Source organism: Halomonas sp. HL-93 (assembly GCF_900086985.1).
Taxonomy (GTDB): domain Bacteria; phylum Pseudomonadota; class Gammaproteobacteria; order Pseudomonadales; family Halomonadaceae; genus Vreelandella.
This window is the reverse complement of record NZ_LT593974.1, coordinates 1216160-1240328: the sequence shown is the minus strand read 5'-3', so window position 1 is coordinate 1240328 and position 24169 is coordinate 1216160. Positions and strand designations below refer to the sequence as shown.

Here is a 24169-nt window from a genome sequence, read left to right as displayed (position 1 = left end):
ATTGCAACGAGCAACTTTTAGAAGTTCGGTTTACGCTTTTCGACAAAGGCCGCCATGCCCTCTTTCTGCTCGTCGCCGGCAAAGCAGAAGGCGAACAGGCTGGTTTCCAGCGCCAGGGCGCTGTCCAGATCCTGGTCCATGCCATCGTGAACCGCTTGTTTGGCGCCGCGCACTGCCTGCGGGCCGTTGCCTTTGAGCTGCTTGGTGAGCTCCTCGACGTAGTTTTCCAGCTCCGCCTGCGGCATTACCCGGTTGACCAGACCGATGCGCAGCGCTTCCTGGGCATCAATCTTGCGCCCGGTAGTTACCAGGTCGATCGCCATCGCAGGGCCGACCCGGCGCGGCAGGCGCTGGGTGCCGCCAAAGCCGGGGATCACGCCCAGCAGCACTTCCGGCTGCCCAAAAACGGCGTTATCGCTGGCTACCGCCCAGTCGCAGGCCAGCGCCAGTTCGCAGCCGCCGCCAAGGCAAAACCCGTTCACCAGCGCGACCACCGGCACGGGCAACGTCTCTAGGCGTTTAATGGTGCGCAGCGCCTGGCTGGCAAAGGCGCGCGCTTCTTCAGGGGTCTTGTCGCGCATTTCGGTGATATCCGCACCGGCGACGAAGGATTTCCCACCAGCGCCGGTGATCAACACGGCGCGCAGGTGGGGATGGGCTTCAAGCTCCACCAGGTGGGCTTCAAGGGCGGTGAGTACATCGCTGTTCAGCGCATTCAGGGCGCTGGGGCGATTGATGGTCAGTCGCACCACTCCATCGTTATCGACTTTTTCAATCACTGCTTCGCTCATGGCGGGCTCCTTGTTGTTGTGTCAAAACGTTGTTTTACCGTGAAGGGGATACCGCCCAACCCTAGCGAACGCTTGGTTGGGTGGCAATGACTTCTTTATATCACGACTATTTATTCATAAACGTAGAAACCACGCCCGCTTTTACGGCCAAGGTAACCGGCGTTGACCATCCGCTTAAGCAGCGGGCAGGGCCGGTATTTGGGGTCGCCAAATCCTTCCTGGAGCACGTCCATAATCGCCAGACAGACATCCAGGCCAATCAAATCCGCTAGCGCCAGTGGCCCCATGGGATGAGCCGCGCCAAGCTTCATGGCATCGTCAACCGCTTCTGGCGTGGCGGTGCCTTCTTGGACGATAAACGCTGCTTCGTTGATCATCGGCACCAGCAGGCGGTTCACCGCAAACCCCGGCGCGTCACCCACCGGCACAGCGGTTTTACCCAACGCCTTGGCGAGCTGTTCAATACGTTCGACGGTGGCATCCGAGGTCTGCTCGGCGCGAATGACTTCCACCAGCTTGAGCACCGGCACCGGGTTAAAGAAGTGCATGCCCACTACGCGCTCTGGTCGCTCACACACCGCGGCTAGGCGGGTCAGCGATAACGATGATGTATTAGAGGCCAAAATCGCATCGTTACTCAGGTGGCTGAGATCACGAAACAATTTCTCTTTGAGCGCAGTCTGCTCTGGGGCCGCCTCGATAATCACCGTGCAGTCGCTTAAGGCATCCAAGGAAGTGGTGGTTGAAAGACGCGCCAGCGCGGCGTCTTTATCTGTCTCACTGAGTTTTTGTTTGGCAACCAGCTTGCCCAGGCCTTTCTCGATGCCCGTCTCAGCACGACTAAGCTGTTCCTCAGCCACATCGTAAAGGTGCACCTGAAAACCACTGGCAGTCGCCACCTGGGCAATCCCCTGCCCCATGGTGCCGGCGCCTACCACGCCAATCTGTTGATCATTCATGCATAGTCTCCTCTATCGATTACCAGTACTCGGCGGTTATCAATGCTGTTTGGCTTCTTCGCGCAATACGAATTTCTGAATCTTGCCCGTTGAGGTCTTGGGTAGCTCGCTGAATACCACCGTTTTAGGCACCTTGTAGCCCGCCAAGTGCTCGCGGCAGTGGGCGATAATATCGGCTTCGGTGACTTCGCCGTAGCCGACTTTGAGCTTCACAAAGGCGCAGGGCGTTTCGCCCCACTTTTCATCGGGTTTAGCGACAACAGCCGCTTCCTCAACGGCGGGGTGGCCGTAAATGGCGTCTTCCACTTCAATCGTCGAGATATTTTCACCGCCGGAGATAATGATGTCCTTGGAACGGTCCTTGATCTCGATGTAGCCATCCGGGTGCCACACGGCCAAGTCGCCGGTGTGGTACCAGCCGCCTTCCAGTGCCTGCTCGGTCGCCTCGGCGTTCTTCAAATAGCCCTTCATGACGTTGTTGCCGCGCATCAGTATCTCGCCGATAGTTTGGCCATCTTTGGGTACCGGCTCCAGGGTCAACGGGTCGGCCACGCACAGCGCTTCGAGCATGTGATAGCGCACACCCTGGCGGGCTTTAATCTTGGCCCGCGCCTCCAGTGGCAACTCATCCCAGGCTTCGCGCCAAGCGCACACGGTAACGGGGCCATACACTTCGGTCAGGCCGTACACATGAGTCACTTCGATACCGAGGTTTTCGACCCCGGCAATGACTGACGCAGGTGGCGCAGCACCAGCGGTGGTCACTTTCACCGGATGGTCGAACTGATGCTTATCTTCCGCAGGCAGGTTCACCAGACCATTGAGAATAATTGGTGCCCCGCTGAAATGGCTAACTTTCTCGGCGACGATCAGCTGCATAATCTTTTTGGGATCGACTTTACGCAGGCAAATATTTACCCCGGCGTTGGCGGCAATCGTCCATGGAAAGCACCAGCCGTTGCAGTGGAACATCGGCAGCGTCCACAGGTAGATCGGATGGTGGGGCATCGCCCACTCCATGATATTGCTCACGGCGTTCAGGTAGGCACCACGGTGGTGGTAAACCACGCCTTTGGGTTTGCCAGTGGTGCCCGAGGTGTAATTAAGCGAGATGGCATCCCATTCATCCGCAGGCAGTTGATAGGCGAAATCGGCATCGCCCTCTTTAAGCAGCGCTTCGTACTCGACATCGCCTATGTGTTGGGTTTCTCCCAAAAACTCCGCATCGGCGACGTCAATGATCAGCGGCTTATGTTCAAGCTTCGCCACGGCCTGCTGGATGACGTCGGCAAACTCGGGATCGACCAGTACGGCCTGAGCCTCGCCATGCGCCAGCATGTAGCTGATAGCCTCTGCATCCAGGCGGATATTCAGGGTATTGAGCACGCAGCCCGCGAGCGGCACCCCAAAATGGACTTCAAACATGGCGGGGACATTGGGCAGCATGGCCGCGACCGTTTGGCCCGGTTGGATGCCCCGCTGCTGAAGGGCGGAAGCAAGCTGGCGGCAGCGTACCCAGGTCTCGCTCCAGGTACGGCGTGTACTACCGTGGACTACCGCAGGGTAATCAGGGTAAATCGACGCCGAGCGCTCGATAAAGGTCAGCGGTGAAAGCGGCACGTGGTTAGCAACGGTTTTGGGCAAGCCTTGCTCAAAAATCGATGGCATGGTCGGCTCCTGGTGGTGTTGAGAACATTGTTATTGAAAGCGTTCGTTTTAAATACTTGTTTTGATTGTCTAGAAACAGCACCGCCGCCTCAAAGGGCGGCGGTGCGAAGCTGCAAATTAACGTTAGTGAACCTCATAGTCGCTTAAACACTGTATGCCCGCCTCAATCACCGCCCGCTGGGCGCGGCCGACCGGCAGCCACTGGGTGATGGCAAATTCAGCGCTGCGCATCTTGGTAGTATAGAAGGGGTCGTCGCTGCCATTATCAATGGCGGCTGTTGCGCTCAACGCTGCCTGGCCCATCTGCCATGCGCAGAGCACATGCCCCGCCAGATTCAGGAAAGGGGTCGCATACGCTTGAACGGCATCAGCGCCGCTATCCGGGTCTTTCCCCTGCGCAAGCACAATGGCTTGAGCGGCCTTTAAATCTTCAAGCCCCGCAGCTAAGCCGCTGCCCAATAGTGCCAAGTCCGGTTTTGCCTTAAGCTGTTCGACGGTCACTGAGATATCATTCAACAGCGCGGTCAGTGCTTCGCCGTTGTCACGCTGTAGCTTACGCCCCGCCAGATCAAGCGCCTGAATACCGTTGGTGCCTTCGTAAATGGGGGCAATACGCGCGTCGCGCAGCAGCTGGGCCGCCCCGGTTTCCTCTACATAGCCCATACCACCGTGGACCTGAATGCCCATGGAGGCGATATCCACCGCCTGGTCGGTGGAGAAGCTTTTGATGACGGGGATCAGTATGTCCGCGCGGGCCTGGGCGGCATTGCGCGCCTCATGACTCTCAGCATGGCGGGCAGTGTCCAGCTCGGCGGCGCAATACAGCGCCAGCGCACGTAGCGCATCGGTTCGCGCGCGCATGGAGAGCAGCATGCGGCGCACGTCAAGATGGTCACTGATAGCACAATCTTTACCGCCCCGTGCTTTGGGGGAGCGGCCCTGGGTGCGCTCTAACGCGTAGGCAATCGCATGCTGACAGGCCCGTTCGGCCACGCCGATGCCCTGAATACCCACTTTGTGGCGCGCTTCGTTCATCATGGTGAACATATGGTTGAGACCACGGCCTTCTTCGCCGACCAGATAGCCAATCGCGCCGCCGTTTTCGCCAAAGCTTAGGGTACAGGTGGGTGAACCGTGAATGCCCAACTTATGCTCGATGGAAGCGCAGGTGACGTCGTTGCGCTCGCCAAGCGAGCCGTCCTCATTGACCAGGAACTTAGGTACCAGGAACAGCGAAATGCCTTTATTGCCTTCCGCCGCGTCGGGCTTGCGGGCCAGCACAAGGTGAATGATATTCTCAGCGGCGTCGTGCTCGCCCCAGGTAATGTAGATCTTCTGGCCGCTGATAAGGTAATGGTCACCTTCCGGCACCGCTTTGGTGCGGACTTTCGATAGGTCCGAGCCGGCCTGGGGCTCGGTCAGGTTCATAGTGCCGGTCCAGGTGCCTTCCACCAGCTTGGGTAGATAGCTCGCTTTTTGGTTGTCGCTGCCATGATGGGCCAGGGCTTCAATGGCGCCCGCGGTCAGCATAGGGCAGAGACCCAGCGCCATATTGGCGCCATGGAGCATTTCCTGAACGGCACTGGCCACTACTTCAGGTAGGTTTTGCCCGCCTAGCGCCTCTGAAACGCCAATGCCGTTCCAGCCACCTTCCACATACGCCTGGTAAGCCGCCGCGAAGCCATCTGGCGTTGTCACGTTGCCATCGGCATGACGCGTCGCGCCTTGCTTATCGCCGACATCATTCAGCGGGCCCCAGACATCACCGGCCAGCTTGGCAGCTTCTTCAAGCACTGCCTCGACCAAATCGGGGGTGGCTTCTTCAAAGCCCGGCAGGTTCAGCGAACGATGCGCTAGCAGCTCTTCAAGCACAAAGCGCAGATCGCGTACCGGCGCGGCGTAGTAATTCATAACAAGACCTCGGGCTGAAAATTTAAACAATTGTTTGAAAGCCTGAAGGAGATAGTAGTAATCCTCACCACTACACACCATTAGCCCAAGGTCTCACCCAAACGCGGTTAACGCCTTAATGTCGCCCGCTTGCCTGCTCTACATCTGAGTAGTAAACGATATGATTTTCGTCTTCGGGCGGCGGTCCAGCGATGGGCTCCGCCACATCCACATCGGGCACCAGGTCAGATAAATCCTCTAAATGCTCGTGCTCAAGCGCCCCTTGCATCAGTTCTTCAGTAACCACCAGCTCGGCACCTGCAGAACTCATCGGCGTTGTAGCGGTGAACGGTGCCACCGGTACCGGTGCGGGGCGCACACGACGACGCCAGGCGAAAAACAGCAAAAAGAATAAACTCAGCGAGCCAAAGGCCCAGAATAGACCTGCATCGCCCATGGCGGTCATCACCGGTGAAATCATCAGCGGGCTGATCGTCGCACCGATCGAATTGATCAGCAGCAATCCCTGGCTCATACGCACCAGGGCACCGGCCGGTGCGCGGTCGGCTGCATGGCTGACGGCCACTGGGTATAGCGCAAACACCCCACCACCCAACAGGAACAACAGCACCACCAGCAGCGGCGTGGAAAGCGGCAGCCACAGCATGGCCGCTGAAATTAAAACGCAGAAAGCGCTGATTGCGATCAACACCATCTGACGGTCGTGGCGATCCGACCAGCGACCAATGGGATACTGGAGCAGCATGGCGCCCAGTATCACCACCGCCATCATTTGGCCGACCTGACTGACGCTCAAACCAATTCGCTGAAGATAAAGCGGCAGCAAGGTATACGCCGCTGCGACCACCATGCCGGAACCCAGACTGCCCATCACACCGGTGGGCGTCATGGTAATCAGACGAAGCGGAGGAAGCGGTTCGGCGTGTTCGATAAGCGGCGATACACGGGGAATCATCGCCATGGGCAGTACCGAAAGCGACGCCAAGAGGCCAATCACCATAAATGGCGCGGTGGCGCCCATGGCGTCGGTTACCCCCAGCAATAATTGACCCAACACCCCGGCGGCATACAGCGAAATCATGTACAGCGCGAGCAGGCGACCACGCACTTTCTGGTCGCCGGAGGTGAGCAGCCAGCTTTCAATGACCAAGTACACGCCCACCGTGGCCCAGCCGCCAATTAAGCGCAGCACAAACCATGCCCAGGGATCGAAAAACAGACCTTGCAGCAACACTGTCACTGCCACTAAGGAGGCAAAGCTACCGTAGGCGCGAATATGGCCAATGCGCAGTAACAAGCGGTCGTTGACCATGGCGCCTAGCGCCAGACCAATAAAATAGGCGGAAGAGACGATACCGATCACCGTGGCCGATTCACCCGCCGCGTCCAGGCGAATGGTGATCAAGGTGGCCAGAAAGCCGTTACCGATTCCGAGAATAAAAAGCCCTAACAAGGGCGCGAGCGCCATGGCTAGCAGTTGCCGCGACATGCAAACCTCACCTTACCGACTGGAGTAATAACGTTGCCAACCAAGTTCAAAACAGCGGTCATCTCGCCTGGCGCATCCAGTCAGGCAAGAGGAACGGCGCGCAATTATTGCCCCCAAGGGAACAAAGTCAATGCTTTTTTCACGACCCTGCCACTGTTGTTAGCGGTTTATGTAGAATAACCACATCGGCCTCAGGAAATTCCACTTTAAAATGTTGCTGGGCGGCCCACCAACGAAACGTTGCTTCGCTGAAAAAACTCACGTGGGTCGGGTCTGCAATATAATGCCAGCGCGCAAATGACTCGGCCGATGTGACTCGCTTGGTCATCAGCCCAAGGTAGCCGCCAGGGGTAAGTAGCGCTGCCAATTGAGCCAGCACCTGGCCGGGCTGGGCCAAATGCTCCACCACCTCCGTCGCGGTGATAAAATCGTATGCCTGGGTCAACGCTGCCTGGTCTGGCGCGTAAAAGGGGTCATAAATTGACATCGGGTAGCCCTGCTCTTCGAACATCACCGAGAGCGTGGGTCCAGGGCCTGACCCGAAATCAAGCCCGTGTGCATTGGCCGCCAACTTAGCCCTCAGCGGGGTAAATAAACGCGCTAAAAAGCGTCGATATCCCGTATCATACGGCGAGTTTTGGTGCTTATCGTACTCCGCCTTTTCGTCAGCGGCGCTCAAATGCTGCTCCGGCGGCACAAAGACCAACGCACACGTGGCACACTGGTAATAGTCTCGACGACGATCGCTGTGATACAGCACGACACTCCCCGCATCGCATAGCGGACAACGTCGCATCGTCGTATTCTTTGGCTCACTGTTTTGGATTAAGGAAAGTGGCATGCTCTCAGGTCTGGACCATCTCGTTGTGACCGTGACCGACATGGGTCGCGCGGTGGATTTTTACTCACGTGTTCTAGGACTGGATGTGCGCTACCGAGACGCTCAGCGGGTAGATTTATTGCTCGGCGATACTGCATTGCGTCTACATCAAACCGATACCGATATCGCGCCGATTTCCGCAACGCCCACGCCGGGCAGTTTAGACCTCTGCCTGCGCTGTCAGCTACCGCTGGATGAATTCCAACAGCACCTAGACGCCCTGGCCATTGAGATTGAGCTAGGCCCGGTCGCGCGCCAGGGAGCTAACGGACCGATTGAGTCGATTTACTTACGCGACCCGGACGGCAACCTGCTCGAGATTTGCCGCCCTGCACGCTAGGCGCCGAGTTAATGCGCAGACGAGCCACGCACGCTATGATAGCGCGCGTTAATGCGTCATGGTCGCGCCAGTGGCTAAGACTTTGCGAAAGGAACGAATATGAACCACAACCCAGATGAGCGCCCAATTGAAGGTGAGATGATCTCTGACAACCCCCAAGAGACTCAAACGCCGCCCGACACCACCATGGCACTGGTGATTTACGCCCTTTACCTGGCGAGTTTTGTGGTCGGTTTTACCGCCGTCGTCGGTGTGGTGATGGCCTATGTGTTTCGCGGCAAAGGGCCTGTCTGGCTTGATGAGCACTACCGTTACCAAGTGCGTACCTTTTGGATTGGCCTACTCTACGCATGCATAGCCTTTATGCTAACGCTCGTGCTGATCGGCTTTCCTTTGCTGTTGGCTCTGGCGGTGTGGTTGATTGTCCGCTGTGTTAAAGGGTTTAAGTGTTTGCACGAGAAACGTGCCCCCTCCAATGTGAATAGCTGGCTGATTTAAGTTATGCCGAAACGTCAGTCACTTTTAAAGCGCATCAAGCAGCGTTTTCCGCAGGCCTCGGCCATTGCTCGGCTGTGGCGATTGCTTGCCGACTGGCCACTGAGTAGGCTATGGCGTTGCGCCAAATGGCTGGGGCCGCAGGTCTATCGGCTGAGCCGTCGCGAGCGCCACGTCACCAACGCCAACCTGACCGTCGCCTACCCCACGCTCACCGCCGACGAGCGCAAGACGCTGGCCCATCATAGCCTGCGCCACTCCGCCGCCACCATGCTGGAGCTTGGCCATGCGTGGATGGCCGAACCCGATCGCGTAGAGAGCGGCATTCTAGCGGTGCATGGGCGCGACAAGCTCGACAATGCCAGGGCCGAAGGACGCGGCGTGATTGTGCTGGCGCCGCACTTTGGCAATTGGGAAGTACTTAACTTCTGGCTGTCGAGCCATTTCCCGTTCACCGCCATGTACGAGCCGCCTAAAATGGCCGCGCTTGACCCCATTATCCGCCATGGCCGTGAGCGAATGGGCGCCGCGCTGGTGCCCACCAACCCTCGCGGCGTTGCCGCGCTTCTCAAGGCGCTCAAACGTAGCGAAGCCATCGGCATCCTGCCCGACCAGGATCCCAGCTGGGGTAGCGGCGTGTTCGCGCCGTTTTTTGGCCGTGACGCCTATACCGCAACGCTATTGCCCAAACTGGTGGCCCGCACCCAAGCGCGCGTGGTAACCGGGGTCGCTTTGCGGGTGCCCGGCAAAGGGTTTGAAATCCATTTCCTTGACGCCGACGAGCGGGTCTATAACGAGGATGATGTCCAGTCTGCCACCGGGGTCAATGCCAGTGTGGAAGACGCCATCGCGCTTTCCCCGGCGCAGTATCAGTGGGAATACAAACGCTACGGCAAAACCCCCGAAGAACAGCAAAAACGGCCCAACTTCCGCGACTACCGGCTTTACTAACTCGGCTCAACGTTACTCATCACTGTTGCGCTCATAGGCATCATCAAAGCGTTCGATATCGTCTTCGCCCAGGTAAGTGCCCGACTGGACTTCAATCAGCTCAAGGGGGATCTTGCCGGGGTTTTCCAGCCGGTGCAGTGCGCCAATGGGAATGTACGTCGACTGGTTTTCACTGACCAGATAGCAGCGCTCCTCCACCGTGACTCGCGCAGTCCCGCTAACCACCACCCAATGCTCGGCCCGGTGGTGGTGGCGCTGCAGCGAAAGCCGACCGCCGGGCTTAACGGTAATGCGCTTGACCTGATAGCGCGCCCCTGCGTCCATCGCTTGAAAGCTTCCCCACGGCCGATGCACCCTCGGCGCTTCATCCACTTCGCGCCGCCCTGCCTGGCCAAGGCTGGCCACCAGGTGTTTGACCTGTTGCGCCTGATCGCGGTGGGCTACTAACACGCTATCCGCGGTTTCCACCACCACCAGATCCTTGATCCCCAGCGTGGCCACCAAGCGACTTTCGGCCATCACCAGTGAATCCTGGGTCTCGGTCAGCCACACATCGCCGTGACTTACATTGCCGTTAGCATCCGGCGTAGCCGCTGCGCGCAGCGCATCAAAGCTACCAATATCGCTCCACTGAGCCGCAAGCGGCACTACAGCGGCGTGCTGGCAGTGCTCCATCACTGCATAGTCAATCGAATCCGCCGGGCACTGACAAAATGCGTCTTCCCCCAGGCGCAGGAAATCAAGGTCGCGATGCGCGCCACTGACCGCCCTTGCGCAGGCGTCGCCCATGGCCGGCTGAAGCCGCTGCAACTCGGCTAAATAGGTGGAAGCACGCAGCAAAAACATACCGCTATTCCACAGCGTGTCGCCGTTTTTAACCAGTTGGGCGGCACGTTCGGCATCGGGTTTCTCGATAAACGCCTTCAGGTGATAGCCACCGCCTAGCGGTTCACCACTAGCAATGTAGCCGTAGCCCGTTTCCGGGTGTGTCGGCACAACGCCAAACGTCACCAGATACCCCTGCTCAGCCAACGGCACCGCTTTGTCGACACTGTGCTGAAACGCCGCCACATCGCCAATCACATGGTCCGCGGGGAGCACCAACAATAATGGATCATCACCGGACTGGCACGCCAGCAGCGCGGCACAGGCAATCGCCGGCGCAGTATTACGCCCTTCGGGTTCAAGTATAAGGCGTGCGGCCGCATCTATTTCACGTAGCTGCTCGGCCATAAGAAAGCGGTGGCGATGATGGCCAATGACCATCGCTGGCAATGCATTGATCCCATCCAGCCGCGCCAAGGTTTGCTGCAATAGGCTTTGGGGAGAGGTTAAGCGCAAAAACTGCTTGGGCATTTGCTCCCGCGAAAGCGGCCATAAGCGGGTTCCGCTGCCACCGCTAAGAATCACCGGCTGGATCATGGCGCCGTCCTTGAGTTGTTAGTGTCAGAGGCAAAATCAGCGTGGAGCCAGCGCCGCAGTTGGCTTAACTCGGCGGCGGGCGCTTCGCTTTCAGACGCGGGCCACATGCCCGAAACAAATCCTCTGGCTTGAAACGGGGCGAGCAAATCGGGGTCGCCGCTGATGATGTGCACCGGTACCGCGCCGCTAGCATCGTCGCCAGTAATCATTGGGGCCGGCTGATGGTCGCCAAGTACTATGAGCAACGTATTATCATCCGCTACACGTTCAGCCCAGCGTCCCACCGTTTTAATCGAGTAGTCGATCGACCAGGCGTAGTGCTCGCGGATACGCTCGATGTCCTGCCATAACACTTCCGGCGGGTCGCCTGCCTCCTCCCATGGGGCGAAAATCGCCCCGTCGCCAATGGTCGACCAATCGTCCAATACCGGCAAAATCGGCGTCCAAGGCGCATGGCTTGAGATCAGCGCCAGTTGAGCAAAGACCGGCGATTCATCCAGCAGTTCGCGCTGAGTATAGTCCAGAGTGAACTGGTCGGGCATGGTCACCCAGTTCAACATGGGCCCGGCGTAGTCGATGTCTTTCTCCACTACTAGCTCGTCAAATCCATAGGCCGCGCCTTCCGGCCACGCTTGGGTGATGGCGGGCATCACCGCCAGGGTGCGCTGCCCAGTGGCACTAAAATCGTCCACTAGCGTGGTTGCCTCGCTGTCCAGCATCAGTTGGTACCACAGCTGATTGTCGATGGTATAACCACTTAACGCAGTGGCATGGGCAAGCCAGGATTGTCCGCCACGAATCGGCGATTTGAGCAGCCCAGATACCACTGCAATATCGCGTCCTGCTAGGCGTTGCTCAATCTCGTCAAGCGTCGGGGCCACCGCCGGGCGATAACGATCATCTGCCAACGCCGATACACCGTAGGATTCGATAAACGTCATCAGCACCCGGCGCCCCGCCAAGCCGCTTAGCGAACGCTGCTCAATGGGAGATGCTGCAAGCGTGCGTGTGAATGCTTGTTTCGCCTGATGGGTGGCCCATAATTGTTGCGCCTGGTCGTGAGTGGCCTTCACCGCCGGTAGGCTCGCGTGCACGATGACACGCTTACCGCCAAGCTCAAGTCCTATGCCTAGGCTCGCGCACACCAGCATTGCAAGCGCTACTCGCTTCGTTCCCAGGGTTAGCGGGTAACCCGCTCTCGGGCGCAGCAACTTGATCACACCGACCGCAAGCCCCGCTAGCAGCATAACCGCCACTAACATTGCGCAAATCGCCCAAACTTGGCCTACATTACCAACAAGCAAGTCATAAACGGAGCCCAGCAGCGGCGTATCGAGATAGAGATTTAGCGGTCGACCAAAGGCGGTGTAAGTAGCAGCGTCTCCGAGGTTGATCAACGTGGCCAGGATGAGCCAACTTGCCAGTGCAACGCCCAGCCCAAGGCTGAAGCGCCCTCTGGGCACCAGCAGCATCATCGGCATGACCCACCAGGCCTCCCAGGCGATCACATTTGCCTGGATGTCGCCGTAGCGCCACCACAGCGGCGCCACCAAGCCTATATTGAGCGCTAACGCCCCTATCCATAATCGACGCATTGCAGGCTTGCCATCCGTTGCCAACAGAGTGAAGGAGTGCCATATCGTCGCACGAGAACGGCGGTGCTGGTAAATACACTCAGCATGTACTTTACTAGCCAAATGTATAACTATTGTTTAAAAATTGCACGAAGTGGTAGAAGATAGCGATTAGACCAGCAACTGAAAGGACATCATTGTGATGCAACAAATAGCGAAAGGAACGTTGCTCGTCATTATTACTAGCGCGCTGACCACGCTGCCAGCGATGGCGGATCAACACACTCATTACCAAACCGTGTTAGACAAGGCACGAGAGTTGGCCGATACCCCCTATCAGCCGCCTGAAGAAGATTTGCCTGCTGCGCTCCGCGAGATCGACTACGATACCTACCGACAGATTCGCTTTGATCCATCGCACGCATACTGGCGTGACGAGAGCCCTTTCAATCTGCAATTATTTCACAGCGGTTTTTTGTTCCAGGCGCCGGTTCGACTCAACGTGATTGAGAACGACGAGGTGTCGCCGTTACGCTTCTCGACAGATGACTTTTCCTACGATGACGATGCCCGTGCATTGCTTGACGATGACCTAACAGGCAGTGGTCATGCTGGGTTCCGTCTGCACTACCCACTTAACAGCGACGACTACGCCGACGAATTTGCGGTGTTTCTCGGCGCAAGCTATTTCCGGCTGGTAGGACGCGATCAGGCATACGGCTTATCGACCCGGGGATTAGCTATCGATACCGCTTCAGCTGACGGAGAAGAGTTTCCTGCTTTCCGTGAATTTTGGCTATACAAACCCGAGGCTGACGCCGAGCAATTAGAATTACTCGCGCTGATGGATAGCCCGTCGCTGAGCGGCGCTTATCGCTTTGTGATTAAGCCCGGCGATAATACTCAGGTAGAGGTCGAAGCAGAGTTATTCGCCCGCGAAGATGTCGGCAAATTGGGCCTCGCGCCCCTTACCAGCATGTTCACCTTCGGCGAAGCCAGTCGCGAACGTCCCGATGACTTCCGCCCTCAAGTTCACGACTCTGATGGGCTGCTGATACAAACGGGAACCGGCGAGTGGATTTGGCGGCCGCTAAATAACCCCGAAAGCGTGCGTATTTCGTCCTTTACTGACGATAACCCCAAGGGGTTTGGGCTGATGCAGCGCGAACGCGATTTCAACCGTTACCTGGACACCGAAGCGCAGTATCACCGTCGCCCCAGCCAATGGGTAAAGCCACTTGAAGACTGGGGCCAAGGCCACGTTGAACTGGTGGAGATTCCCGCGCCTGACGAGACCCACGACAATATTGTCGCATACTGGGTCGCCGACGCCCCGTTGGAGGCTGGTGAATCACGTCGCTTGCACTACCAAACCCATACGCTCAATACACAACCGGAAAGCCATACGCTGGGCCGCGTGGTACGCACCCGCCACGGACGCGCGGAGGTGCCGGGTCAAGCAGAACCGTCTCGCGAGGGCGAGCGTCAATTTATTGTCGATTTCCAGGGCGGCGAGCTTGACGATATTGCCGCCGAGAGTCCCGTCGAGCTCGACATCAGCACCCAACAAGGGGAGATAAAACAGCCCCAGGTCACCCCGCTGCCAAACAATGGCTGGCGCGCTAGCTTCCGGCTACCCGCCGACGACCAACCCAGCGATATTCGCCTACGGCTGACCCTGGAGGGCGCCCCCGTTAGCGAAACCTGGAATTACGTGTGGTATCCCGATGACTGATACAAGCGCCCTGATACCCTCGATTCCCTGGCTGAAAACACGTCGAGCGCTCTTAGCCATCGCGGTACTGGTCTCAAGCGTGGCGGGGTGCATTGCCATGTATCGGGTAACGTTGAGCCTGGCCATGGGTTGGCAGATCGCCATGCTCATGCTGTTTGCGCTCACTTTTACCTGGATCGCGCTGGCATTTTGGGGGGCGCTCTGCGGCTTTGTTGTATGCGCACTGAATCTCGACCCCCTTAGCCTGCGCCGACTCAGCCGAGAAATACCCAATGCACGCTTGCTGGTCAGCCGCACAGCGCTTGTTATGCCGATTTACGCCGAACCGCCGATTCCCACCTTTGCAGGGCTGGAAGCCACCTGCCGCTCGCTTTTAGCACATGCGCTTGATGATCACGACGAGCAGGAAGCGGCTAATCCGCTGAGCGAGCATTTTGACGTCTTTATTCTCAGCGATACCCAGGACACTGACCATGCGAAGCTGGAAGAAGCCCACGTAGCGGCTTTGCAACGTCGCTTTGCTGGCGAGCTCGCTATCCATTACCGGCGGCGTCCCAACAACAACGGCCGAAAAGCGGGCAATATCGCGGAATTCTGCCGCCGTTGGGGGCGGCGTTACGATTTTATGGTCGTGCTGGACGCCGACAGCTTGATGAGCGGTGCCACGCTGCTACGAATGGTCCAGCGCATGCAGCGCCAACCAAGTATTGGGATGATCCAAACTGTGCCGATCCCGGTAGGCCAAAAGACGCTATTTGGCCGTTTTACCCAGTTTGCCTCAGCGCTATATAGCCCCATGCTGGCGGCTGGCCAAAGTTTCTGGCAGGGCGATGCCGCCAACTACTGGGGGCATAATGCCATCATCCGCACCCGCGCTTTTATGGACCACGCCGGCTTGCCAACACTACCTGGCAAGCCACCGATGGGCGGTGAACTGCTCAGCCATGATTTTGTTGAGGCTGCACTGCTTAAGCGCGGCGGCTGGCAGGTGTTGCTGGACACCACGGTGACCACCGCTGTCTCGCGTCATAACCCCTACGTCAGCGCATCGCACAACAGCTTCGAAGCCATGCCGAGTAATTTACTCGATTTTGCCAAACGCGACCGCCGCTGGCTCCAAGGCAACCTTCAGCACTTGCGCCTGTTGGGCGGAGCAGGCTTACACCCACTTAGCCGGCTGCACTTTTTTTACGGCGCCTTCGCCTACTTATCATCGCTGGTGTGGCTAGGCTTGCTGATCTGCACCAGTGTGCTGGTGACCTATCATGTATTGGGTGAAGTGTCCGGCCATCCCCTACCTCAGCCACTGTCGCTCGGGCTGTTGTCGATCACTCTTGGCATGCTACTGGCCCCTAAATTACTCGGGCTGGGGCTGGCTTTATGGCAAGCGCCTCACGCCTTTGGGGGCCGGTTGTGCTTGATCGTGAGCACCTGCCTTGAAATGGTATTTGCTGCTTTAATCGCCCCGCTGATGATGGCTTGGCACAGTCTTTTCATCATCAACGTATTGCTGGGGCGCTCCATCGAGTGGCAAACCCAACCACGCGGTGAGCGCTCGCTTAGCTGGCGGGAAACCTGGCAGCACACCGGCTGGATGACGCTGAGCGGGCTACTCTGGGCGGGGATTATGGTAGTCTTTTCACCAACGGCTTTTGGCTGGCTAACTCCCGCTTGGCTTGGGTTAGTGGGTGCCGCCCCGTTGGTAAAATACACAAGTAGCGGCACCTGGGGGGGCGTTGTTCGCTATCGCCTGGGGCTACTTAAAACGCCCAGCAGTACGTTAAAACCACCGTTATTAGAGGCGTTTGAAACCCTGGTGGAAAATAGCCACCCTTACCCGCTAGACCCAACAACCCAGCATCCTTTCCCATTGGTGCCCACGCCTGCTGAGCACAGAGGTGAGATGCCCTGCCAGTCGTTCAAACAATTTGATCGCCAAGCAGCCACCAACCCTTCGGCCACCTTCAAGGAGCCTCATTAATGCAGCGTTGGTGTCCGCAACAGCTGCGGCATGCGGGCGGACTTGCCCGATCGCTATTTATCTACTGGCGACCTGGGCGCCAGCGAGGGTTGAAGCGGCTGTACCAACCCTTCATTGTTAGCAACAAACCCGCATTTGATATCGGGGCCCACCTGGGTGACCGAAGCGCTGCGTTCAATGCATTGGGAGCCCGGGTCGTCGCCCTTGAACCACAGCCGGCACTCGCCAAGTGGTTCAAACGCATGATAAAAACGTCAAATGTCACGTTACTACCGCTGGCCGCAGGACCCACCGCGGGGTTTGCTGAAATTGCCATTAGCCAAAGCAACCCCACGCTTTCGACACTGGCGACTGACTGGCGCGAGCAGATTGGTCAACGCAACGCAGGCTTTAGCCAAGTACGCTGGGAACAACGGCTTCGCGTGCCCGTCACTACTTTGGATCAGCTAATCAGCGACTACGGCGAACCCAGCTTTATCAAGATTGATGTAGAAGGCTTTGAAGCCGAGGTGCTGGCCGGGCTAAGCTGCCCGGTGGCAGCACTTTCGGTGGAGTTTGTCGCAGGCGCCTTGGAGGTAACCCACGCCTGCGTTAACCGGTTAAGCCGCCTCGGCGATTATCGCTACAATGTGGTGGCCGGAGAGCAACGCCATTTCCGCTGGGCTGAGTGGCAGACACCGCAGGCTATCATCCAGTGGCTAAGTGACGGAGCCGAGGCTTTGCCTTCCGGCGATCTTTACGCCTGCCGCGACGACCATCCGCACCTCTTAACTACCCAATAGGCACGTTAACCAATGATTCACCACTGGCAAATGCTCACCGCATCGCAGTTAGCCGAGTTCGCCCAACGTGACCCGGTGGCGGTGTTGGTGCTTGGCGCCATTGAACAACACGGCACCCACCTTCCTTTGGCAACAGATCTGACCATCGGTGAAGGCCTACAAAGCGCCATGCTGGAACAGCTAGCACCTTGTGTTGACGCACTCTGCCTACCGCCGATCGCCGTGGGCGCCAGCGATGAGCACGCAAGCTTCCCGGGTACGCTTAGCCTGCCCGCGCCGCTGGCCATCGCCACTCTGGAGGCCTACGGCGATAGCCTAGCCCGCACAGGAATTCATCGTCTGGTGTTAATTAACAGCCACGGCGGTAACAAAGCCGTGATGGACTTAGCTGCACTGACGCTGCGCCGCCGCCATGGCATGCGCGTGGTAAAAGCGACTTACACCCGCTTGCCGCCGCTTGACGATGCGATTGACGCGGATGAACTTCGTAACGGCTTGCACGGCGGCGCGCTTGAAACCGCCATGATGCTGCACTTAGCGCCAACGCTGGTTCAACTAGACGGCTACCAAGCCCCCTCGCCTGTGGCTTATCAAGGCGAAGGGTTGGTAGCCCCCGAGGGTGCCGCCGCCTTCGCCTGGCTAGCGGAAGATCTAAGCGCGCAAGGCGTCGCGGGTGATGCACGCCAGGCAACCGCCGAACTAGGCGCGCGTTTGGTTGACCATTACGCCCGCCAGTTGGCCAGAGTGGTGACCGAAACCGCCAGCCTGCCGCCACTTAAAAAGGCTTAGCGCTGACAACTTAGGCTTCTTCCTTCTTCCTTCTTCCTTCTTCCTTCTTCCTTCTTCCTTCTTTCTACTTACTACTTAATACATCTTCCAAAAAGTGCCCGGCCCGGGTGGCTTTGGCATTGAGATAACGATGGTTCTGGTCGGTCAAACGGCCATACAGCGCCTGGCGAGCGACTACCTCAATCCCACCCTCGCTGAGCGCCTGCATCTTCAATGGATTATTGGTCAATAACTGCACGCGGGAAATACCCAGGGCACGCAGCATGTCGACCGCGACGGCATAGTCACGCTCATCATCGCCAAACCCCAGTACCTGATCGGCGTCGACCGTATCCAAGCCGCCATCTTGCAACGTGTATGCACGAAGCTTGTTAGCCAGTCCAATCCCCCGCCCCTCCTGGGCCAGATACAACAGCACGCCACCCCCCATCGCCTCAATATCGGCAACGGCATTGCGCAGCTGCTCGCCACAGTCGCAGCGCAGGCTGCCAAACAGGTCGCCGGTTAAACACGCAGAGTGCATACGTAACGGCACGGCCTCGGTGTTTTCCTCAGGACGTCCAATCACCACCGCGACGTGCTCACGCAGCCCGTCTGGCTCACGAAATAACACAAACCGGCTCTCAGCAGCGTTTTCTAATGGAATAGTGGCCTCGCTGACGCGCTTTAGCATGCCCGGTGCACCGGCAAGGCAGGTTTCAGCATCATGGGCGTCTACCGCGAGCAATTCGCCTTTTGCCAGCCGGTGGGCGATGCCTGCTGCTGCCTTATCACTGACAACGGCTATCAACGCGGCAGGGATTAGCAGAGCCCGGCGCATCAATGCGACCGCGCCCCGCTCACCCATGCCGGCTGGCTGCAGGCCGCTCAACCAGGCAGGTGCTTCATCCTCACTTAGCTGTCCCACCGCAAGCGCGTGTAGGGCCTGCTCGTCGATATGGGTAGCCAAGGGTAGATGCGCGGCGTCCGCGGTGATAGATACGCCTATGGCCTCTAAACGATGTCGCGTTAACACTAGCGATGGACGAGAACCGGACAAATGTGCCAATTCGTTAATTGACTCACCGCCCTCCAACGCCTGAACCAGCAGTTGCTGTTCACCCGCTTTAACCACCACGGGAAGTCCTCGTCTAATATCAAAAATGGCGCGTTCAATGTGATACATAGAAGTCTCCTGACTGACTGGCGCGATGGGCGGATGGCGCTTGCGCTGGGCCACCGTGCAACGCATGATGCAACGGTTGATCCCACACGGAGGCGTCATGCCCGACTCCATGGAACGTACGAATCGAGTGAGCCCCCACGCTTGCATCATCCCAGACACTATCTGGCAGCAACTGCTGGCGGGGTACCCTCTGGATGACGGGCAGACGATATCCGATGAAGCCAACGAACTGGTGAGCTGCCTGGCTCCCCTGGCGACAACAGCGTCGTGGGTGGTGGCACAGCTGGGACAAAGCCTGGATGGGCGGATCGCCACCCAAAGTGGCCACTCCCACTACATCAATGGTCGGGCTAGCCTGGTGCATCTGCACCGGTTGCGGGCACTGGCAGATGCGGTGATTATCGGCGCCGGCACCGCCGACGCCGATAATCCGCAATTGACCGTGCGTCACGTTAGCGGTGCCCACCCCACGCGCGTGGTGCTGGACCCGCGTGGCCGTGTGCCGATGGGTCGGCAACTGTTCCAAAGCGACCTTGCGCCCACGCTTCATGTGGTGGGACCTGACGCTTGCCTTCCTGTCCCGCCCGATGCGGTGGAGCGTTGTGTGCTGCCGCTGGATCGCCGCGGCCAATTTGTGCCCCGCGATGTGCTTGAGCTGCTCGACACGCACCAATTGCGCCGGATTCTGGTCGAAGGCGGTGGCATCACGGTCTCGCAGTTTATCGAGGCGGGAGTAGTGGACCGGCTGCATTTGTTGGTCGCCCCGCTGCTGATCGGCTCGGGCCGCCCCGGCTTGCAAATGACCCCGATCGAAACGCTGGACAGTGCGCTGCGCCCTGCCCTGCGAACTTTCCGCTGCGGAGAAGACACCCTTTTCGACGTTCTGCTTCGCCCGGCCGCTTTCGGGAGGTAGCGCAGACTGACGGTGGCCAATGGCCACCCAAAGGCCCGGCAAACTGGCAAGCAGCACGATCACCCCGTAGGCCAGCGATACCGCTACGCCCTGCGCAGCAGGCAAGCCCACCCAGGCCCACACGCCCGCGGCCGCACCTTCACGTACGCCCCAGCCAGCAACCGAAACAGGCACTAGCATAGCGAGCAGCACCACGGGTGCCAGTGCCAGCAGGCTCAGCACTGGCAGTTCAACGCCAATTGCCCGCGCCGCACACACCATCACCACCCCATAGCTGACCACAATCGTCAGCGAGGACAGCAGTTGGATAGGCCAAACGCCAGGCGTTAATAGTCCACGCTGGATATCGCTTCCAACGTCCAGACACCAGCCGGGTAACGTTACCGCCCCCTTAAGAAACGCCAGACTCAAAGCGACCGCTATAAGCCCTGTTGCCAGCAGCGCCACCAGGCCGATGGATAACCATGCAGACCAGCCCAACGCCGCGTGCCACAGCGGCGACAGCGCAAGCGCCACCAACGTCAGCAAGGCTAAAGCCAACTGCCCCGAGATACGTTCGATAATCACTGCGCGCCATGCACGCCCTCGGGAAGCTGACTGGGCGGCATGCCGATGGGCACGGCCCACATCACCCAATACGCCCCCCGGCAACAGTTGATTAACCAGCAAGGCGAGGTAATATTCGCGCAGCGCGTAACCAAAGCGCATCGGTACCTGTATTAATTTGGCCGTCAGTTGCCATCGCCAGGCGCTGAGAGCTACCTGACCCACGCTAATCAACAGCGCCAACAGCACCCAGCTTGGCGACAACTGCTGAACCTGCGCAAAAATCGCCTGGGGTTCGACCCACATCGCAACCGCCCCCAGCAACAAACTGCTGACGGCCACGCGGCGTAACCACGGGGAGCGCCACCATTGTGCATTCGCCATGGCGTTACCCCTGCCCCTGGGGTTGAACTTCCATGGGCAAAGCCAGCAGGTCACGGTGGCCGACCCAAATACCCAGTTCACCGCTGGCGACAGCATGACAGCGCTGCACGGCCCAGTTGGCAATGCGTACAGCGGCCTCAGGCGCGTGCTCGCTAGCTGCCGTCGCCCAACCGTCAATCAATGACGCCATCAGTGGCCGATGAGCAGCATCTTCCACGGATAGCTGCCATGGCGTATTGGCTTCTTCAATGCGGTAATTGACGCCCTCAAAGGCAGCGGCCAGTGTTGCATGGGCGTGGCCGCCCTGTGCCTCACCGAGGCCTTTGTCGCGCTGTTGGTGAGCGCAAAATAACTCAAGCACCCACCGGTCTTCGTCGTCGGCAATAGGCCGCTGATGGCGATCGGTAAACCACCATTCACCGCTAACGCTAAGCGCCATGAGGAGTCCCTGGCGGTGCCTCGCGCAGTGGGCAACCAACGCGTCGATCCAGCGTTCAGATACCAAATCGAGCAACGCCGATGCAGTGATCAGATGGGCACCGTTCAACGCTTGCGTATCGAGGTGGGCGAAAGATGCCGCCTGGGTTTCGGCGACAATCGACTGCCCGTCTGCGTCGCGCAGGGTCATCAATCTCGCCCGGGCTTCGCTGAGCAATGTCGCGTCGTGGTCGATCAAGGTCCAGGTTTGCGGGCCAGGTAGACGGGGGGCCAGGTAGTGAACATTACTGCCCCGGCCACAGCCAAGATCCACCAGCCGATAAGGACCGGGGCAAGCAGCTAGCCACTCTCCGGCCAGCATGGCCAAACGCTGGGAACGCGCGGCACGATCCACGGGTTCACGCAACGCCAGCCACGAGGCTGCAAACTCGCTACCCGAGGCCATAGATACAGGCGCTGACGTCAGTGCACCGGCAAACGCCGTGGCAGCATCCTGCCAGTCATTAAGCGCTTGGCGGGCTTCAATGGCCCCTTGACGCAGCGATGCGCGCAACGGTGCATCATTGCAGAACTGCTCAATGGCGTGTTGCAGGGCCTCTACGTCGCCTGGCTCCACACTCAAGCCAGCACCGGCAGGCAAGGTATCGCGCAGCGCGCCGCCGGTGGTAGTGATCACCGGCAGGCCATGGGCCAGCGCTTCGGTCACCACCATCCCGTAACCCTCGTACCAGGAAGGTAGCACCAGCGCATGGGCGCGCTGATAGGCCGCTTCGAGGGTGTCGCTGTCGCATTCACCATGCAGGGTGACATTCGCTTCAAGATCGTGAAACTCGACCAAATACTGCAGCCGCAGGGTGAACTCGGCATCCCGCGCGCCACCGTAGCAATCGCAGCGCCATCCGCTCGCGTCAAGGCCCGCCAGCGCTTCAATCAACACATCCTGCCCTTTGCGAGGCGTTAAGGTGGCCACACACAACAGCCGCAACGATTCACCCGCTTCACAGGCTGGGCTAACCGGCGCCTGCTCAACGCCGGGTTCGACGACGCTGATGTTGGCTCTTAGCGGTATGGCGTAGTCATCGGCAAGCGCCGACAAGCGGCGGGCGGTAAAGTGGCTGGTCACAATAATGCGCGGTACAGCAGCAAGCGCGTGCAGTTCGTTGCGGTGTAGCCTCTGCTGGTCAGCCGTATTCAGTCCCAACTCATCGCCCAGCGGGTGATGCACCAGCGCAGTGATGGCCAGGCGCTCGGTGTGGCGGGCTACCACGTCGGGCAGTGCTCCCATGGCCAATCCATCAATGACCACGGCGGCGCCATCAGGCTGGTTTGCCAACGTTTGCTCAAGTGCCCGGGCCGCGCTTTCGTCGGCATCGGGGAACGTGCCTTCCAGGCCGATCACCTCAATTGCCCAATGCTGAGCCCGCAGCGCCTCGACGATATGGGCATCGTAAAGGTAGCCGCCGGTACGCTGGTCAGGGTCGCCGGCCACAATCAAGCTGAAACGCTGATTCATAGCGCGCCTTCGTAGCTTGCCCAGGCCACATGCGATTCATGCAGCTTGACTTCCAGACGGGTCAACCCACGGGCCGTCGTGCCCATCTCACCGGCGTTAATCGCCGCGGCGAGCTGGTCGAAAATCACCTTGGCCATGAACTCGGTGGTGGTGTTCTTACCCTGAAGCTCGCTCACTTCGTCCAAGTTCTGGTAGTTGTAGCCCGCCAGCACCGCTTTTACAGTCTCGCTCGCCAAGCCAATATCGATGACCAAGCCATCGTCGTCCAACTCGGGACGCTGGAAGATCACATCCACCACGTACGTCGCGCCGTGGGTACGTTGGGCAGGGCCAAAGACCTCGCCCTTGAAGCTGTGGGCAATCATAAAGTGATCACGAACACATAAGCGGTACATAGACACTCCTGTCATGTTGACGTTACGGGGGGATAACGCAGCCGGTGGCACAGCTCAGTGCTGCCGGCTGAAAACAACCGTAGGGCCAGGTCGGGCATGCTGGCAAAGTCACTTTCACCGCTGATCAGCACATCCAGGCGGTCGTCCACCAGCAGATTCAGCGCTAAGCGCAGCCGCCTTGAGTAATCCCACCGCGGGCGTAATTTAGGCGGCAGTTGGCCCACCTGGCTGGCGCGCAGAGTAAGTCGCTGGGAATGGAAAGCACCGCCTAGCGGCAGCGCCAGTTCGGCTTCGCCAAACCAACTCATTTCAATAATGCGTCCTTCGTTACCTACTAAGCTAAGTGCTTGGCGCAGGCCATCTGGATGGCCGCTGGCGTGAATGACGCAGTCCTGTTCAGCACTGGCCTCATCAGGCAGACAAAAAGATACGTTCAGTTGCTTCGCCAGTGCTTCGCGGCAGGGATTAATATCTACCAGTTGCACCTCGACGCCTGGTATCTGGGCGCATAAATAGGCCACCAGCGCGCCAACCACACCGGCACCAATTACGCTGATACGCTCGCCTAGTACCGGTTCTGCATCCCAAACGCCATTAATCGCGGTTTCCATATTGGCGGCCAGTACGGCGCGCTCAGGCGGCACATCATCGGGAAGCCGTGTCACGGCAGAAGCAGGCACCACGAACTGGTCTTGGTGGGGAAACAAACAAAACACCCGCCGATCTATCAAATGCTGGGGCCCATGCGTTACATAGCCGACATTGGCGTACCCGTATTTGACCGGCGTAGGAAAGTCGCCCGACTGGAAGGGAGCCCGCATGCGGGTGAACTCGCTTTCCGGCACGCGAGCATGAAACACCAGTGACTCGGTGCCACGGCTTATCCCGCTGTAAAGCGTACGTACAAGAACATCGTCCTCGCCCGCAGCGGGCAACGCTTCTTGTCTCAGCTCACCGCAGCCTGGGTAAGTCACCCAAAATGCAGTGGCATTGTTGATTTCACTCATCAGCACCCCTTCCTTGTGCCACTCGCTTTTCCTGGAGTCTG

Annotated in this window: 20 protein-coding genes and 1 pseudogene; 8 read left to right on the top strand and 13 right to left on the bottom strand. The window is 58.7% G+C overall.

What is annotated here, in order from left to right; genetic code table 11:
- Nucleotides 1-17: 17 nt before the first annotated feature.
- From GA0071314_RS05580 to GA0071314_RS05555, 6 genes are all read right to left on the bottom strand, one after another.
- Nucleotides 18-791 (bottom strand): enoyl-CoA hydratase/isomerase family protein, encoded by a 774-nt coding sequence (locus tag GA0071314_RS05580; protein ID WP_074395728.1) that lies wholly within the window; start codon nucleotides 789-791, stop codon nucleotides 18-20.
- Between the two features lie 110 nt (nucleotides 792-901).
- Complete coding sequence (locus GA0071314_RS05575) at nucleotides 902-1750, bottom strand: 3-hydroxybutyryl-CoA dehydrogenase (RefSeq protein WP_074395727.1); 849 nt, start codon at nucleotides 1748-1750, stop codon at nucleotides 902-904.
- Between the two features lie 39 nt (nucleotides 1751-1789).
- Entirely contained in the window at nucleotides 1790-3418 is a 1629-nt protein-coding gene (locus GA0071314_RS05570; protein ID WP_074395726.1) for an acyl-CoA synthetase, read from the bottom strand.
- A 123-nt stretch (nucleotides 3419-3541) separates the two neighbouring features.
- Entirely contained in the window at nucleotides 3542-5329 is a 1788-nt protein-coding gene (locus tag GA0071314_RS05565) for an acyl-CoA dehydrogenase (RefSeq protein ID WP_074398444.1), read from the bottom strand.
- A 115-nt stretch (nucleotides 5330-5444) separates the two neighbouring features.
- Nucleotides 5445-6818, bottom strand: a complete 1374-nt coding sequence (locus GA0071314_RS05560; protein ID WP_074395725.1) for an MFS transporter — start codon at nucleotides 6816-6818, stop codon at nucleotides 5445-5447.
- Between the two features lie 139 nt (nucleotides 6819-6957).
- Nucleotides 6958-7614, bottom strand: coding sequence for a class I SAM-dependent methyltransferase (locus tag GA0071314_RS05555; protein WP_074395724.1), 657 nt, complete (start codon nucleotides 7612-7614; stop codon nucleotides 6958-6960).
- A 43-nt stretch (nucleotides 7615-7657) separates the two neighbouring features.
- Here GA0071314_RS05555 and GA0071314_RS05550 point away from each other — a divergent pair, with 43 nt between their 5' ends.
- The 3 genes from GA0071314_RS05550 (at nucleotide 7658) to GA0071314_RS05540 (ending at nucleotide 9484) form a co-directional block, all read left to right on the top strand.
- Nucleotides 7658-8038: a VOC family protein gene (locus GA0071314_RS05550; RefSeq protein ID WP_074395723.1), complete on the top strand. Its 381-nt coding sequence runs from the start codon at nucleotides 7658-7660 to the stop codon at nucleotides 8036-8038.
- 99 nt (nucleotides 8039-8137) lie between these two features.
- Nucleotides 8138-8536 (top strand): DUF4870 family protein, encoded by a 399-nt coding sequence (locus GA0071314_RS05545; protein ID WP_074395722.1) that lies wholly within the window; start codon nucleotides 8138-8140, stop codon nucleotides 8534-8536.
- A gap of 3 nt (nucleotides 8537-8539) precedes the next feature.
- Complete coding sequence (locus tag GA0071314_RS05540; RefSeq protein WP_074395721.1) at nucleotides 8540-9484, top strand: lysophospholipid acyltransferase family protein; 945 nt, start codon at nucleotides 8540-8542, stop codon at nucleotides 9482-9484.
- A gap of 12 nt (nucleotides 9485-9496) precedes the next feature.
- On the opposite strand, the gene GA0071314_RS05535 is transcribed toward GA0071314_RS05540, so the two are convergent.
- Nucleotides 9497-10906 carry a mannose-1-phosphate guanylyltransferase/mannose-6-phosphate isomerase gene (locus GA0071314_RS05535; RefSeq protein ID WP_074395720.1) on the bottom strand — a complete coding sequence of 470 codons (1410 nt, stop codon included), beginning with the start codon at nucleotides 10904-10906 and terminating at the stop codon, nucleotides 9497-9499.
- Nucleotides 10903-12501, bottom strand: coding sequence for an alkaline phosphatase (locus tag GA0071314_RS05530; protein WP_074395719.1), 1599 nt, complete (start codon nucleotides 12499-12501; stop codon nucleotides 10903-10905). The genes GA0071314_RS05535 and GA0071314_RS05530 overlap by 4 nt, the downstream gene beginning before the upstream one ends.
- Before the next feature lie 181 nt (nucleotides 12502-12682).
- Here GA0071314_RS05530 and GA0071314_RS05525 point away from each other — a divergent pair, with 181 nt between their 5' ends.
- From GA0071314_RS05525 to GA0071314_RS05510, 4 genes are read left to right on the top strand one after another with little or no spacing between them, the layout of a single operon-like run.
- Nucleotides 12683-14215, top strand: coding sequence for a glucan biosynthesis protein (locus tag GA0071314_RS05525; RefSeq protein ID WP_074395718.1), 1533 nt, complete (start codon nucleotides 12683-12685; stop codon nucleotides 14213-14215).
- Nucleotides 14208-16196, top strand: a complete 1989-nt coding sequence (gene mdoH / locus GA0071314_RS05520) for a glucans biosynthesis glucosyltransferase MdoH (protein WP_074395717.1) — start codon at nucleotides 14208-14210, stop codon at nucleotides 16194-16196. Before GA0071314_RS05525 ends, mdoH begins: the two co-directional genes overlap by 8 nt.
- The gene (locus tag GA0071314_RS05515; RefSeq protein WP_074395716.1) at nucleotides 16196-16978 is read left to right on the top strand and encodes an FkbM family methyltransferase; all 783 of its coding nucleotides are present in this window, start codon (nucleotides 16196-16198) and stop codon (nucleotides 16976-16978) included. The genes mdoH and GA0071314_RS05515 overlap by 1 nt, the downstream gene beginning before the upstream one ends.
- A gap of 12 nt (nucleotides 16979-16990) precedes the next feature.
- Nucleotides 16991-17767 carry a creatininase family protein gene (locus tag GA0071314_RS05510; RefSeq protein WP_074395715.1) on the top strand — a complete coding sequence of 259 codons (777 nt, stop codon included), beginning with the start codon at nucleotides 16991-16993 and terminating at the stop codon, nucleotides 17765-17767.
- Between the two features lie 64 nt (nucleotides 17768-17831).
- On the opposite strand, the gene ribA is transcribed toward GA0071314_RS05510, so the two are convergent.
- A complete protein-coding gene (gene ribA, locus GA0071314_RS05505) occupies nucleotides 17832-18932 on the bottom strand; it encodes a GTP cyclohydrolase II RibA (protein ID WP_074395714.1) in 1101 nt (366 codons plus the stop codon).
- 25 nt (nucleotides 18933-18957) lie between these two features.
- Between ribA and GA0071314_RS19620 the strand changes: the two genes are divergently transcribed.
- Nucleotides 18958-19845 carry a RibD family protein gene (locus GA0071314_RS19620; RefSeq protein WP_331710478.1) on the top strand — a complete coding sequence of 296 codons (888 nt, stop codon included), beginning with the start codon at nucleotides 18958-18960 and terminating at the stop codon, nucleotides 19843-19845.
- A 48-nt stretch (nucleotides 19846-19893) separates the two neighbouring features.
- On the opposite strand, the pseudogene GA0071314_RS19740 reads toward GA0071314_RS19620, so the two are convergent.
- The 4 genes and pseudogenes from GA0071314_RS19740 to GA0071314_RS05480 all read right to left on the bottom strand — a co-directional run.
- Nucleotides 19894-20775: pseudogene (locus GA0071314_RS19740) on the bottom strand (lysylphosphatidylglycerol synthase transmembrane domain-containing protein); the annotation flags it as partial.
- Between the two features lie 4 nt (nucleotides 20776-20779).
- Entirely contained in the window at nucleotides 20780-22726 is a 1947-nt protein-coding gene (locus GA0071314_RS05490; RefSeq protein WP_074395713.1) for a glycosyltransferase, read from the bottom strand.
- Entirely contained in the window at nucleotides 22723-23121 is a 399-nt protein-coding gene (locus tag GA0071314_RS05485) for a 6-pyruvoyl trahydropterin synthase family protein (RefSeq protein WP_074395712.1), read from the bottom strand. Before GA0071314_RS05485 ends, GA0071314_RS05490 begins: the two co-directional genes overlap by 4 nt.
- A gap of 11 nt (nucleotides 23122-23132) precedes the next feature.
- On the bottom strand, nucleotides 23133-24128 hold the full coding sequence (locus GA0071314_RS05480; RefSeq protein WP_074395711.1) for a zinc-dependent alcohol dehydrogenase: 996 nt from the start codon (nucleotides 24126-24128) through the stop codon (nucleotides 23133-23135).
- Nucleotides 24129-24169 lie beyond the last annotated feature (41 nt).